6 protein-coding genes and 1 pseudogene are annotated in these 15,542 nt (G+C 64.4%); all 7 read left to right on the top strand.

Annotation, left to right across the window (positions count from 1 at the left end):
- Nucleotides 1-283: 283 nt before the first annotated feature.
- The 7 genes and pseudogenes from FLG15_RS09505 to FLG15_RS09470 all read left to right on the top strand — a co-directional run bounded on the left by FLG15_RS09505 (nucleotide 284) and on the right by FLG15_RS09470 (nucleotide 15,084).
- Nucleotides 284-816 (top strand): annotated as a pseudogene (locus FLG15_RS09505) (hypothetical protein).
- A 540-nt stretch (nucleotides 817-1,356) separates the two neighbouring features.
- Entirely contained in the window at nucleotides 1,357-3,534 is a 2,178-nt protein-coding gene (locus tag FLG15_RS09500; protein ID WP_150145937.1) for a methyl-accepting chemotaxis protein, read from the top strand.
- 72 nt (nucleotides 3,535-3,606) lie between these two features.
- Nucleotides 3,607-6,396: a methyl-accepting chemotaxis protein gene (locus FLG15_RS09495; RefSeq protein ID WP_057687140.1), complete on the top strand. Its 2,790-nt coding sequence runs from the start codon at nucleotides 3,607-3,609 to the stop codon at nucleotides 6,394-6,396.
- Between the two features lie 300 nt (nucleotides 6,397-6,696).
- Nucleotides 6,697-7,458 carry a transporter gene (locus tag FLG15_RS09485; protein WP_057677815.1) on the top strand — a complete coding sequence of 254 codons (762 nt, stop codon included), beginning with the start codon at nucleotides 6,697-6,699 and terminating at the stop codon, nucleotides 7,456-7,458.
- Nucleotides 7,459-7,471: 13 nt separating this feature from the next.
- The gene (locus FLG15_RS09480; RefSeq protein WP_057687141.1) at nucleotides 7,472-9,844 is read left to right on the top strand and encodes a methyl-accepting chemotaxis protein; all 2,373 of its coding nucleotides are present in this window, start codon (nucleotides 7,472-7,474) and stop codon (nucleotides 9,842-9,844) included.
- Nucleotides 9,845-10,064: 220 nt separating this feature from the next.
- Nucleotides 10,065-12,323, top strand: coding sequence for a methyl-accepting chemotaxis protein (locus FLG15_RS09475; protein ID WP_150145934.1), 2,259 nt, complete (start codon nucleotides 10,065-10,067; stop codon nucleotides 12,321-12,323).
- Nucleotides 12,324-12,825: 502 nt separating this feature from the next.
- Nucleotides 12,826-15,084 (top strand): methyl-accepting chemotaxis protein, encoded by a 2,259-nt coding sequence (locus FLG15_RS09470; protein ID WP_057687143.1) that lies wholly within the window; start codon nucleotides 12,826-12,828, stop codon nucleotides 15,082-15,084.
- The last annotated feature ends 458 nt before the right edge of the window (nucleotides 15,085-15,542 follow it).

The following is a 15,542-nucleotide window of genomic DNA, read 5'->3' as shown; positions in this document are numbered from 1 at the left end:
CAACATGAGCAAGCCCCGGCAGCGATGTCGGGGCTTTTTCGGCGAGAAAACTCTGCTCAGGCGTTTTCGCGTGTCGTTGTCGACAGCTTGCGGTTGGGCGCGTGCGGCGGCTTGGGTCACCTCATCCGGCGCTGCGCGCCAGCTTCTCCCGCAGGAGAAGGAAGTCGCTGCGACGTCCATGCAAGTGTGCCGCTGGTCGAAAATCGGTCAAGCGCAGGCGTTTGCGGCCGATACAGCAAGCACTGAGGGCCGCATCGCCCGCGCTAGATCGAAGGACGTCCGCATGCACACCGCCAACTCCAACCGCTCTGCCCGCACCGTGCTGGGCTGTGTGTTCACCGCCGCGCTGGTGGCTGCCGGCGTCTCGTTACCGCCCTCTTTCGCCGCCCCGGCAGCGCCGGTGTCGGTGCTTCTGGACAATGTGCCTGTTACCGCATTGCAGTCGCTGGCGGTGGATCTGGCGCAGCTGCGCGACGATCAGCGTGCACAGCTTGCTGCCAGACACGATGCGGCGCGTATCGAAGCCTACGACGAGCGTCTGGCAATCTGCACCAGCGGATCGCACGGCATGCCGGCTACTTCCAGGCCTCCGCGCCGCAGGGCGAGCAGGCACGCAAATTCGCGCTGGTGCAGCAGCAGCTAGGCAAGTATCTGGCACAGCACCGCCAGGCCAATCGCGCCCTGCACGAGGGCGACCTGCAATACGCACAAGCCTTGTCGCTGGGCCATAGCGGCGATACCCGCCAGGTCTTGTGGACCGAACTGCAGAGCCTGCAACAATCGGTCGCCAGCGTGAACGTTGCGCAGCGCAACTGAGCCGCTGCAGTCAGCCCGAACGTGGCCACGCAGCGACCGGGCAGCATCGCGATCAGCGCGCTCCACGTCGCGCTGAACCATTACGCCTTCTGCGGCTGAGGTCATCAGCGAGGCGACTGCACAAACGCCGGGCCCACCCGCCGGTGCCGTTCACACCATGCCCGATGCTCGGTGCTGCATGCGCAGCCACTCCACCAGGACGCTAAGCGCTCCCGCCACACTGCCTGACGGATTCGCCAGGCAGATATGAGCCGCTCAATGCGCGCCGAAAGTGCCAGCCGCCACTGCGCGCGCGGTCGGCAATGACGTCACCGCATGTCTTCCAGGCACTGCCTGGTCCGCTGTCATGCCCAGCACGCTGCCACTGCGCCGAGGACGCAACGCGCCGTGTCAGCGCGTTAACGCACTAGCAAAGGCAGACCATTCGCACGTCGACGTCGCCACCAATCGTGCGTCCGCCGTGTCGTGTCAACTCAACATTTTCGCGGTCAGGTCGCTATTCGACTTACACCGGTCACATTCCTTTGCTGGATATCTGCCATGACGCTGAAGACCACGGTTGCAAGAACGCTGGCCAATGTGCCGCTCAAGCGCAAGTTTTTCGCCCAGACCGCCCTGGTTGCGCTGGGCATCATTGCGTTGGCGGTGATCGCCGCACGCATGCAGTACGTCGACCTGACCGATACGCGCCGCGATGGTCTCAAGAGCCAGATCGAGATGGCGATTGCGGTGGTCAATGGCTATGCCGAACGCGCCGAAAAGGGCGAGATCGACGTGGAGACCGCCAAGAAGAGTGCGCTGCACACCCTGTCGACCATGCGCGCACGTGGCGGTGTGGATTACATCTACGTCACCGACCAGGCGCCGACGATGCTGATGCACCCCACCCGCCCGGACCTGGTCGGCAAGCCGTTGAGCGATGTGCTCAGCCCGGACGGCAAGCGCGTGTTTCCAGCGTTCGTCACCGCAGCGCAGGCCGGCGGCGGCTATGTCGACTACACCTGGGCCAAGCCAGGGCAGAAGGATCCGGTGCAGAAAACCTCGTACGCGGCGCTGTACAAGCCGTGGGGCTGGGTGATCGGCACCGGCGTGTACCTGGACGACACCCAATCGCAGGCGCTGGTTTTCACCGGCATCGTTGCGCTCGCCGGTGGCGCCCTGGTGCTGATCAACCTGCTGGTAGGCTGGATGATCGGCAACTCCATCCTGGAGCCGGTATCGCGTGCCCTGGCGGCCATCAAGGGGGTGGCGCGCGGCGACCTGAGCGTGCGCACCGCCGAGCACGGCACCGATGAAATCGGCCAGATGCTCAAGGCCACCGACGAGATGGTTCACACCCTGGAACGCTTCTCCGCACAGACCAAGGTGATGGTGCACATGCATGCCGGCGACGATGTCACCCACCGCATGCCGACCGATTTCCCGGGCGTCTACGGCGAGCTGGCCAGCGGCATCAACACGATGATCTTCGAGCACCTGGATGCCATCGTCGATGCGATCGGCATCCTCAACGAGTATGCGCAAGGCGACCTGTCGCGCAATGCCGCGCGCCTGCCCGGCACCCGTGCGGTGCTGCACGAAGCGATGGATGCGGCCAAGGCCAGCCTGCTGGCGATCAACACCGAGATCAAACGCCTGGCCCAGGCCGCGGCCAACGGCGACTTCAGTCAACGCGGCGATGCCACGCGCTTCAAGCACGACTCGGCGCGCATGATCCACGACCTCAACACGATGATGGAGGTCAGCGACCGCAACCTGGGCAAGCTGTCCGAGCTGCTGGCATCCCTGGCCGAAGGCGACCTCACCGCGCGCCTGGATGGCCACTACCATGGCGTGTTCGCGCGCATGCGCGACGACGCCAATGCCACGGCCACCCAGCTGGCCGGCATCGTGGGGCGCATCCAGCAGGCGGCCAGTTCCATCACCGGCTCGGCCAGCGAAATCGCCGCTGGCAACAACGATCTGTCGCAGCGCACCGAACAGCAGGCCGCCAACCTGGAAGAAACCGCCGCCTCGATGGAGGAGCTCACCTCCACCGTCAAGCAGAATGCCGAGAGCGCCCGCCAGGCCAACCAGTTGGCGATCGGCGCCGCCAACGTGGCCTCGCAGGGCGGCCAGGTGGTGAGCCAGGTGGTGGACACCATGTCCGGTATCCAGACCTCGTCCAGGAAGATCGCCGAGATCATCAGCGTCATCGATGGCATCGCCTTCCAGACCAATATCCTGGCGTTGAATGCCGCGGTGGAAGCCGCACGTGCCGGCGAACAAGGCCGCGGATTCGCGGTGGTCGCTTCGGAAGTACGCACGCTGGCCCAGCGGTCGGCCAGCGCGGCCAAGGAGATCAAGCACCTCATCGACGATTCGGTGGGCAAGGTGTCCGAGGGCTCGCTGCTGGTGGATCAGGCCGGCAAGACCATGGCCGAGATCGTCTCTTCGGTGCAGCGCGTCACCGACATCATGAGCGAAATTTCTGCCGCCTCGCAGGAACAGTCGGCCGGCATCGAACAGGTCAACCTCACCGTCACCCAGATGGACGAGAGCACCCAGCAGAACGCGGCCCTGGTGGAAGAAGCCACCGCCGCGGCCAATGCCATGCAGCAGCAGGCGCAGCAGCTGGATGAAGCGGTGTCCAGCTTCCGGATCGTTGCTGCCGCCTCCAACCCGTTTGGCCATGCAGGCGCACGCGCGCCGGCGCGGGTTGCGCTGGCCGCCTACTGATCGCACATGCCCCGCCCTGGCGGGGTTGCCTTTTCCGCGTTCCCTTCACTTCTCCCTTTCGCAACGACGCCCATGACCTCGCCTTCCACCCACTCACGTTTCAGCGGACGCCTGGCGTACCGCCTGATGTTCGGTACGGCGGTCATTGCGTCGCTGTGCTTCGGTCTGACCGCGGCCATCACCTATTGGCAAAGCAGTCGCGCATTGAGCGCCTCTGCGCAGGCCACGATGCAAAACGCCGCGCGCTACCAGGCCGAGCAGATCGGTAGCGACCTGGGCCAGGCGTTGACGACCGGCCAATCGCTGGCCACCACCTTGCTGGTGCAACGCGCCAATGGCGGCATCAGCCGCGACAGTGCCGCGGCAGTGGTGCACGACCAATTGCTGGATCACCCCGAATGGGTCGGCATGGGCACCTTGTGGGAGCCGCAGGCCTTCGATGGCAAGGACAGCGCATTCGCCAATGCCAAGGGCCACGACGCCACCGGCCGCTTCATGACCTACTGGGGGCGCAGCGACCAGACCCTGGTCCGCGAACCGCTCACCGATTACGAAACCCCCGGCCTGGGCGACTGGAATCTGAAACCGCGTGCGCTGCTGCGGCAGACCGTGGCCGAACCCTACGATTACAAGATCGGCGGCAAGACCGTGCTGATGACCACCTTGTCCACGCCGATTCTGCAGGACGGCAAGTATCTGGGCGCGGTGACCGTGGACGTGGCATTGGCGGCCCTGCAGCAGCGCCTTGGCGCCTTGCGCCCGATGCAGGACGGTTACGTCGAACTGCTCTCGCCCGCCGGCGTGGTGCTGGCATCGCACGACACCGCGCGCATCGGCAAGCAGGTCACCGACGCACGCCACCGCAGCATGCTGGAGGCGATCAAGGCCGGCAAGGACGCGCTGGATTTCAGCCCCGATGCAAACGGTGCGGTCAGCGCCTACGTTCCGCTACAGATCGGCAAGGCGCAGGAGCGCTTCGCGCTGGGCGTGGTGGTGCCGTATGCCACGATCATGCAGCAGGCGCATCACCTGCTGTGGACCATCCTTGCGGTCGGCCTTGGCTCGGCGCTGGTGCTCAGCGTGGCATTGTTCGCGCTGCTGCGTCGCCAAGTGGTGCGGCCGCTGGAGGCCGCCGCGCACGTGGCCGATGCGATCGCCTCGGGCAAGCTCGACAACCAGATCACCGTGCAGCGCCAGGACGAAGTGGGCCGCCTGATGGGCGCCATGCAACGCATGCAGGGCGACCTGCGCGAGCGCATCGAGCGCGATGCGCAGGTGGCCAACGAAAACCTGCGCATCCGCACCGCGCTGGAACATTCGGAAATGGAAGTGCTGCTGGCCGACGAACAGCACAACGCGGTGTTCATCACCCAGGCGCTGCACGCTTCCTTCAAGCAGGGCGAGCCCGCGTTCCATGCCAAGGGCCAGACCGGCTTCAGTGCCGATGCGGTGGTCGGCAAGCCGATCGACTACGTGTTCGGCAACGACAGCGAAGGCACTGCGCGTACACAGCGTCTGCGGCAGCTGCAGTCCACCACCACCGAGCGCTACCGCTTCGGGCCGGTGACACTGGATCTGACCATGACCCCGCTGTATGCCCCTGATGGCCGTCGTAGCGGCAGCATGCTGCTGTGGCGCAATATCAGCGCCGAAGTGAGCACCCAACAGGAAGTGGCCGAACTGGTGCAGTCCGCCTTGATGGGCGATTTCGGCCAGCGCCTGGCGCTGGAAGACAAGCATGGGTTCTATCTGGAATTCGGCCGCCAGCTCAATGGCCTGCTGGAAACCACCTCGCTGAGCCTGGAGCGGATTTCCAGTCTGCTCAGTGCGCTGGCCGAAGGCGACCTCACCGCCCGCATGGACGGCGACTTCCAGGGCGTGTTCGCCCGCATGCGCGACGATGCCAATGCCACGGTGGCGCAGCTCACCGGCATTGTCTCCGGCATTCAGACTTCGGCCACGCACATCAGCGCAGCCGCAAGCGAAATTGCCGCCGGCAACAACGATCTTTCCCAACGCACCGAACAACAGGCCGCCAATCTGGAAGAAACCGCGGCCTCGATGGAGGAACTCACCTCCACCGTCAAACAGAATGCCGAGCATGCGCGTCAGGCCAACCAGCTGGCCATCGGCGCAGCCGACGTGGCCTCGCACGGCGGCTCGGTGGTGGCGCAGGTCGTCACCACGATGTCCGGCATCGAGACCTCGTCCAAGAAGATCGCAGAGATCATCAGCGTCATCGACGGGATCGCGTTCCAGACCAACATCCTGGCCTTGAATGCCGCCGTCGAAGCGGCGCGTGCCGGCGAGCAAGGCCGCGGATTTGCCGTGGTCGCCTCCGAGGTACGCACGCTGGCGCAGCGTTCGGCTGGTGCTGCCAAAGAGATCAAGCACCTGATCGACGATTCGGTGAGCAAGGTGGAACAAGGCGCGTCGCTGGTGCAGCAGGCCGGCACCACGATGAGCGAGATCGTCGCCAGCGTGCAGCGCGTCACCGACATCATGGGCGAAATCTCCGCCGCTTCGCAGGAGCAATCGTCCGGCATCGAGCAGGTCAATCTCACCGTGACGCAGATGGATGAAGCCACGCAGCAGAATGCCGCGTTGGTGGAAGAAGCCACTGCCGCAGCGCGTGCGATGGAAGAACAGGCGGGCCAGCTGACCGAGGCGGTGGCGGTCTTCAAGCTCCACCATGCGGTCAAACCCGTGCCGACTGCGTCCACTGGCAGACCAGCGGTGCGCGCGGCAGTCACCACCAAGCCGGCACCTGAGCGCGGCAAGCGCGCGGCGACACCGCTGCGTCATGCCGTGGGCAAGTCCTCCGGGACTCCCGGTCACGACAGCCAGTGGCAGGATTTCTGACCGCCCCGTGCCACGTGGATTGCAAGCGAACACTAGCGTCGTCGTAAGCACGCAGCATCACTTGCATTCCACAGCTGCATCCACCGCGGCGCGTCATCGGCGCGCTGTACGTGCCCTGCCCCTTCCGCTCGTCCGACGCGCATCAAGAATCATGCGGCGTTGCCGTTAGTGTGGATGACATCGACTGCCTGCGCCCCACCGCAGCAGCCGGTCCAGCAATCCATGCGTGCTGTGGCAGCCAACGCAGCCAGCGCATGCATCCGGATATGTGTTTCCGCACGTTGCCACGCAAGGGATGCCATGAAGCCGTCTGTTATCGCCAGCTGTTTTGTGCTGTTGGGTGCGATGGGTCATGCCCGCGCCGAAGACCCGATCGCGACCGACCGCCCGGATTTCGTGGAATCCAGCCTCACCGTCGGCGACCGCCGCGTGCAGGTGGAAACCAGCGTCGCGTGGGAACGCGATGACGCGGTGGATGCGTATTCCACACCCACGCTCCTGCGCTACGGCCTGGGCCAGACCTGGGAATTGCGGCTGGAAACCGATGGCTGGCAGCGCATCGACCTGCCCGGCGATGCGCAGGTGAGCGGCATGTCCGACGTCTCGCTTGGCATCAAGCATCACCTGGCCAGCTCCGACGCTGGCAAGACCTCGCTGGCCTGGTTGCTGCATGTGGACCTGCCCAGCGGCGCGCAGGCGTTGCGCGGCCATGGTGCACGCCCCTCGTTCCGCCTGGTGGCCGAATGGGAGCTCAGCGACAGTATTTCCGCGGGCATGATGCCCGGCGTGATCTGGGACGACGATGGCCAGGGCAACCGATATACCGCCGGCATCTTCGGCGCGGTTCTTGGCAAGGCCTGGAATGACCGCGTGCGCTCGTTCGTCGAAGTGGCGTTGCCGCAGATCGCCAAGAGCGACGATGGCGGCACTGTCGCCCTGCTCGATGTCGGCTCGGCCTGGCTGCTGAGCAACGACGTCCAACTGGACGCGGTCTACAGCCGCGGACTCAACGACCGCTCACCGGATCACGCGCTCGGCGTGGGCCTGTCTTTCCGCTTCTGACACGGGTTGCACCATGAAGATCATGCATATGCTGGGCGTCCTGGTGCTGGTGGCCGCTTTGGCGCTGCTCGCCCTGGGTGGCGTGGGCTATAACGGCCAACGCGGCCTGCTCGATGCGATCGCCGCACAGGTCATTTCCTCCGATGCGCTGCGCAACCACATGCAGGCGGACATGATGCACGACGCCCTGCGCGGCGATGTCACCGCAGCGTTGCTTGCTGCCTCCACGAAAGACGATAAGGCAGTTGCAGCCGCACGCACCGCACTGGGCGAACATGCCGGCGAATTCCGCCAATCGCTGGCTGCCAACCGCAAACTGCCGCTGGCCGCTGCGTTGCGCAGCGATCTGGATGCGGTGACGCCGGCGCTGCAGGCCTATATCGCCTCTGCCGACCAGGTGGTGAAAGCTGCCGAAACGCATGCGGACAGCGCAGCGGCTTACGCGGATTTCAACGACAAGTTCAGCCAGCTCGAAACCCGCATGGGCACCATCAGCGAGCGCATCCTGGCCTTGAACGAGGCCAGCCGCCGCCAGGCCGAGCAATACAGCCACCGGGTGATGTGGCAGCAAGGTAGCGCCGTGGTGCTGGCGTTCGTGTGCCTGGCGCTGGGGGCCGGCTGGATTCTGCGCTCGGTGTTCGGCCTGCTTGGCGGCGAGCCGCAGCTGGCCATGGCAGCTGCGCAGCACATCGCCGAAGGCCGCCTGGATCAACCGATTCCGGTCGCCGCAAAGCACTCGCGCAGCCTGATGGCCGCCCTGGCGCGCATGCAGCGCGACCTGCGCGAGCGCCTTGAGCGCGAGCGCAGCATCGCGGCCGAAAACCTGCGCATCCGTACCGCGCTGGATAACGCATCCACCGGCATGTACATCGCCGACCCGGATCTCACCATCATCTATACCAATAGTGCGCTGCAAAACCTGCTGCACACCTACGCAGACGATATCCAGGCCTGCGCGCCCGCGTTCAAGCGCACCGCCAACCTGGTCGGCCAACCGGTCTCGCTGCTGGAGGTGGGCAACGCACAGGACGCGGAGATCTATCAGCGTCTGGACCGCCAGGGCGCTGCCCAACGCGAGGTGCAGTACCGCACCACCTGCATCGCACAGAACGTTTCGGCAATTCGCGACGAGGCCGGCGCGCACCTGGGCTTTGTCTGCGAGTGGCGCGACCGCACGGCGGAGGCGCGCGTGGAAATCGACGTTGCCGACGTGCTGCGTAGCGCCGCTGCCGGCGATCTTTCCAAGCGCATCGACAGTAGCGGAAAACAAGGCTTTTTCCTGCAACTGGCGCAACAGCTCAATGCCTTGCTCGATGCCAATGCGGTCAGCATCGCCGAAGTGTCGCGCCTGCTCAGCGCACTGGCCGACGGCGACCTGAGTGCGCGCATGCAGGGCCAGTTCCATGGCGTTTTCGCCACGATGCGCGACGACGCCAATACCACCGCCGAGCAGCTGGCGCTGGTGATCGGGCGCATCCAGCAGGCCGCCGGCAGCATTCATACTGCCTCCAGCGAAATCGCCGCCGGCAACAACGACCTGTCGCAGCGCACCGAACAACAGGCGGCCAATCTGGAAGAGACTGCCGCCTCGATGGAGGAGCTCACCTCCACCGTCAAACAGAATGCCGAGAGCGCACGCCAGGCCAACCAGCTGGCGATCGGTGCCGCTGGCGTGGCGTCGCAGGGCGGCGCGGTGGTGGCGCAGGTGGTCACCACCATGTCCGGCATCGAAGTCTCATCGAAGAAGATCGCCGAGATCATCAGCGTGATCGACGGCATCGCGTTCCAGACCAACATCCTGGCGCTCAACGCCGCCGTGGAAGCGGCGCGTGCCGGCGAACAGGGCCGCGGTTTTGCCGTGGTGGCCTCCGAGGTGCGCACGCTGGCGCAGCGCTCGGCCGGTGCCGCAAAAGAGATCAAACACTTGATCGACGATTCGGTGAGCAAGGTCGCCGAGGGCTCGCAACTGGTGCATCAGGCCGGCACCACCATGGCCGATATCGTCGCCAGCGTGCAGCGCGTCACCGACATCATGGGCGAGATCGCCGCCGCCTCGCAGGAACAGTCGTCGGGCATCGAGCAGGTCAACCTCACCATCACCCAGATGGATGAGGCGACCCAGCAGAACGCCGCATTGGTGGAAGAAGCCACTGCCGCGGCGCGCACCATGGAAGACCAGGCCAGCCAGCTGGCGCACGCAGTGTCGCGCTTTACTCTGGCCGATGCGCCGCCGTCGCAGACTGCAACGCCTGCGCCGACAAAGCCCGCTGTGGTCGCAGTTGCGCGGGCACACAAACCCAGTACGCGTTCGCTGAACGCGCGCAAGCCGGCAGTGAACGCACCCGCGGCCACCGCCGGCAACGACAGCCAGTGGCAGGATTTTTGAGCAAGGGCGGTGCGCAACGGCGGCCGGATCTGGCGCTGTGACGCATCGCGCTGTTTGGCGGTCCTGCAACTGGGCAACATCGCCGCAAGACCAGCGTTGCGGCGTTAGGGCCTAACGGGCCGGCGTTTGCCTGCCTGTTAATACTTCACAACTAAAGAACTTGGCGTTTCGGCCGTTAGCTTGCTGGATAACGACGCTAAGCAATGCTCCGGAGCAAGTGATGAATAAGTTCAACGACTGGCCAATCCGCCGCAAACTGATGTTTGCCTTCTGCCTGAGTGCCGTGCTCACCGCATTACTGGGCGGCTTGGGTTTTTCGCGCATGAAGCAGATGCAGAGCGAAACCACCTTGATCAACCAGGACGTGGTGCCGGTATTGAGCCGCCTGTCCGAGTTGCGCGGTTTTGCCGGCGAGTTCCGTGTCTACGAAGTGGGCCAGTTCCTCAATCTGGAAGACCCGGAGCGCTACGCGTATTTCTTCAAGCGCATGGATGAAACCCAGGCCAAGTACGCCGACACGCAGAAGCAGCTGGACGCCAAGATCGATGCGGCATCGCCGTTGAAGGCCGAGTACGCCAAGCTCACCGATGCCAGCGCACGCTATTTCGCGGCCAACCAGCAGCTGCGCAAGCTCTATGCAGAGCCCGACCGCGCCGCTGCGATGGAGTTTTCGCGCAAGCAGTCGGGCGAGATCCGCAAGGAACTGTTCGCCTCGGTGGACAAGCTGTATGCACAGCAGTCCAAGGCGCTGGGCGACATGGTGACTGCCAGCGCCAGCTCGTTCAAGCTGACCAGCGCGGTGCTGCTGATCGGCACCTTGTTGATGGCGGCCTTGTCGGTGACCTTCGGTTGGTTGATCGCACGCAGCATCACCAGCCCGCTTGCCAAGGCGCTAGGCGCCATCCAGGCGGTTTCGCGCGGCGATCTGGGCGTACAGGTAGGCAGGACCAGCAAGGACGAAATCGGCCAGATGCTGGAGGCCACTGGTGGCATGACCCAGATGCTGCGCCGTTTCTCCGACGAAACCGCGCGCATGTCGCACCTGCATGCCGCCGAAGACATCACCCACCGCATGCCGGAAGATTTCCCCGGCGTGTACGGCAACCTTGCCACCGGCATCAATACGATGATCTTCGAGCATCTCGACGCCATCGTCGATGCGGTGCGCATCCTCAATCAATATGCACAGGGCGACCTGAGCGAAGATGCGCGGCGCCTGCCGGCCAGCCGCGCGGTGCTGCATGAGGCGATGGACGCAGCCAAGGCCAGCTTGTTGTCGATCAACACCGAGATCAAGCACCTGGCGCAGGCGGCGGCCTCCGGCGACTTCAGTGCGCGCGGCGATGCGCAGCGCTTCAAGTACGACTTCGCCGTGATGGTGTCGGATCTGAACTCGATGATGGAAGTCAGCGACCGCAACCTGGGCAAGCTGTCGCAGCTGCTCGGCGCCGTGGCCGATGGCGACCTGACCGCGCGCATGGACGGGCAATTCCACGGTGTATTCGCACGGCTGCGCGACGACGCCAACGCGACCACCCAGCGCCTGACCGACATCGTGGGCCGCATCAAGCACTCCACCCTGGCCATCAACACGGCCGCCGGCGAGATTGCCGCCGGCAACCAGGATCTGTCGCAGCGCACCGAACAACAGGCCGCCAACCTGGAAGAAACCGCGGCCTCGATGGAAGAGCTCACCTCCACCGTCAAGCAGAACGCCGAGCATGCGCGTCAGGCCAACCAGCTCGCCATCGGCGCAGCAGGCGTGGCATCGCACGGCGGCAACGTGGTCGGCCAGGTGGTCACCACCATGTCCGGCATCGAAACCTCGTCCAAGAAGATCGCCGAAATCATCAGCGTCATCGACGGCATCGCCTTCCAGACCAACATCCTGGCGTTGAATGCCGCGGTGGAAGCGGCGCGCGCCGGCGAGCAGGGCCGTGGCTTTGCCGTGGTGGCCTCGGAAGTACGCACGCTGGCGCAGCGCTCGGCCGGTGCAGCGAAGGAGATCAAGGGGCTGATCGACGACTCGGTGAGCAAGGTGGCCGAAGGCTCGGCGCTGGTGAATCAAGCCGGCAGCACCATGGCCGAGATCGTCTCTTCGGTGCAGCGCGTCACCGACATCATGAGCGAAATCTCCGCAGCATCGCAGGAACAGTCGGCCGGCATCGAGCAGGTCAACCAGACCGTCACCCACATGGACGAGGCCACCCAGCAGAACGCCGCATTGGTGGAAGAAGCCACCGCCGCTGCACGCTCGATGGAAGAGCAGGCGCAGCAGCTCACCGAAGCGGTGGCGCAGTTCCGCCTCTCGGCCGAACTGGAAGCGGTCACCCGCGCAACGCCGGTGGTACGCCAGATCGCCGCCAAGCGCCCGGTTGCGGCCAGCACGCCGGCCATCAAGCCGCAGGCTGCGCGTCCGGCGGGCCGGGCCGCAGTGGCAGTGGCGCCGTCCAATGAATCCGATTGGTCCGAGTTCTAACAGCGGCAAGACGGCCGCGCTCGCCGCCAGGTGAGCGCGGCCTTTACACAGGATGGCAAGTGCTCCATGTGCACTGCGGGTGCATCGCCCTTCCGCGGCTGGCACCTGCTGGTGGTGGACTCGCCATCGCTTCGAGCGCCACCTGCGCCGAATAGTGCCCCCCAATGCAAGCCGCGCTCTCTGGAGCGCGGCTTTTTTATTGCGTCGCAGGGCCAGATAAACCCATCAACGCACCAAACAGATTATCGGTATACATTTTATAAATGTATAAACCAACTGACGGTAGCGCCCGCATTATCCATTAAATATCCAGATGACCTCGATTTAATGATTCAATGGCTTATTTCACGAGCCTAAATTGAGTTATATTTTTTTTGATATCGAGGTATTCAGCAGCTGCGTTCAAGCGCCGTTACTGGGCATAGCGAGACGTCAGACCGCGACTGACTGGCGTTACCGCACCGCTTGCTTTCATCGCGTAACCCTTGCCAGGAACCCTGTCATGACCTCACTTCTTCAACGTTACAACGTCGGCCCACGGCTAGCGGCCGCCTTCGCTGTTCTGATCGTGCTGTCGGGCCTGATCGCCTTGATCGGTTATCGCGGATTGACCTCGGCACGCGCGTTGGTCGACGGCATCGTGAACCAGAACATGGCCAAGGTCCGCCTGTCCAACGACATGATGAACGCCAATTTCATTATCGGGACGCAACTGCGCAATCTTGTGTTGCCGACCAGCGATGAAGAGAATCGCCAGTTCGTCGCCAAGATCCAGTCTGCGCGTGCCGACTACACCAAAGCGCGCGAGGCGTTGTATGCCATGCCGGCCTCGGAGCAAGGCAAGATCTTGCGTGCAGAAATCGATGCGCGCCGCACCGAAGTCAAGGGTTTCAATGACAAGGTCATGGATCTGGTGATGACCGGTCACAGCGACGAAGCACTTCCCTTTTTGCTGAACAAGGCGGCGCCCGCCATGCAGGTCTGGCAGGACCGCATTGCCGAAAACATTGCCCTGCAGGAAAAGCAGGCAGCCGATGCATCGGCTATGGCATTCAAGTCGATGGACGACTCGCGCAAGCTGCTGATCGGCGGCTCGCTGCTGGTCGTGCTGTTGAGCGGCGCCCTGGGCGTGCTGATCACCCGTAGCCTGACCCAGCCGTTGCGCCGCGCCACCTGCGCTGCAGAATCCATCGCCGGCGGCCAGCTGGATAACGACGTCGACACCCATTTCAACGACGAAGCCGGGCGCCTGCTCAAGGCGATGAGCAAGATGCAACAGCAGTTGCGCAACCTGCTCAGCGCGCAGACCGACATGGCCCGTCGCCACGATGAAGGCCAGATCAGCTACCGCATCGATGCCGAGGCGTTCCCGGGCGACTACGGCCGCATGGCCAGCGATACCAACAATCTGGTCGCATCGCATATCGCGGTGAAGATGAAGCTTGCGCAGATCATGGGCCGCTACGCCATCGGCGATCTCAGCGAAGACATGGACAAGCTGCCCGGCGAAAAGGCCGTGCTCACCGACACCATGGCACAGGTCAAATCCAATCTGTCGGCGATGAACACCGAGATCAAGCACCTGGCGACATCGGCGGCCAATGGCGACTTCAGCGCCCGCGGCGATGCCGAGCGTTTCCAGTACGACTTCCGCGTGATGGTGGAAAGCCTCAACACCTTGATGGCCACCGCAGACGGCAACCTGCAATCGCTCTCTGGCTTGTTGCAGTCGATTGCTGCCGGCGACCTTACCGCCCGCATGAGCGGCGAGTTCCACGGCGTGTTTGCGCAGATGCGCGACGACGCCAATGCCACCGCCACCCAGCTGGCCGAAATCGTCAGCGGCATCAAGGCCTCGGCCACGTCGATCAGGGGCGCGGCAAGCGAAATCGCCGCCGGCAATCAAGACCTGTCGCAGCGCACCGAACAGCAGGCCGCCAACCTGGAAGAAACCGCGGCCTCGATGGAAGAGCTCACCTCCACCGTCAAGCAGAACGCCGAAAGCGCACGCCAGGCCAACCAGCTCGCCATCGGCGCGGCCAGCGTCGCCTCACAGGGCGGCGAGATCGTCAGCAAGGTGGTCGGCACCATGAGCGGGATCGAAGCCTCGTCCAAGAAGATCGCCGACATCATCTCCGTCATCGACGGCATCGCGTTCCAGACCAATATCCTGGCCTTGAACGCGGCAGTGGAAGCCGCACGCGCCGGCGAACAGGGCCGCGGCTTTGCGGTCGTGGCTTCGGAAGTGCGCACGTTGGCGCAACGTTCCTCCGGCGCAGCAAAGGAGATCAAGGACCTGATCGACGACTCCGTGCAGCGGGTGGCCGAAGGCTCGGTGCTGGTGCACAGCGCCGGCACCACCATGGGCGAGATCGTGGCCAGCGTGCAGCGCGTCACCGACATCATGGGCGAGATCTCTGCGGCCTCGCAGGAGCAGTCTGCCGGGATCGAGCAGGTCAACCAGACCGTGACCAGCATGGACGAAACCACCCAGCAGAACGCTGCGCTGGTGGAAGAAGCCACCGCCGCCGCACGCGCGATGGAAGAACAAGCCCAGCAACTGACCGAAGCGGTGGCGCTGTTCCGGCTGTCGGCCGACATGGAAACGGTCACCCGCACCGCACCGGCGGTGCGCCAGATTGCCGCCAAGCGTCCGGTTGCGGCCAGCAAGCCTGCGATCAAGCCGCCTGTCGCACGCCCGACGGCGCGCCCCGCTGCCGTGTCGGTCGCAGCCGACGCGTCCAATTGGGCCGAATTCTAGGACCGGCCCAGGAACCGCACTAGACACCGCGCTCGCAACGAGCGCGGTGTTTTTTTTATGTGCAGTGCTGCCGGCACCAGGCGCATCGCCAGGGCACCGCGCGGGTCGCTGCAGCATGACGGCATCGGTCTTGCGCACGCGCTCAACCGCCTCTGGCGGAGCCTGCACTGACACCCTGCCCCGGCGTTGCATGCGCCTTATCGGACGGTGCTGCCCTCACCAGCAGCCCACATCGGTAGAGCCCGGTTTTTTTGAACATAAACGCCATCGAAATTGCGTGATGAGTGTGTGACGAAACCCTTCGGTCGAGCGTGGTTGCGCCGCTAGCTATGTCAGCAACGAGGCACCCATGCGAGCGCCAAAACGCCTCACTGCACCGCGCCAACGCACGGCCGATCACGGGGGGGCCGAACGGGTGGCTCCCACTACTCAGATTGTTAACAGCTCAAGGCACATTC

This window comes from Xanthomonas phaseoli pv. dieffenbachiae, from assembly GCF_008639345.1.
GTDB classification, from domain to species: Bacteria; Pseudomonadota; Gammaproteobacteria; order Xanthomonadales; family Xanthomonadaceae; genus Xanthomonas; species Xanthomonas phaseoli.
The sequence above is the reverse complement of the archived record's forward strand: the minus strand, read 5'-3'. Positions and strand labels throughout refer to the sequence as shown.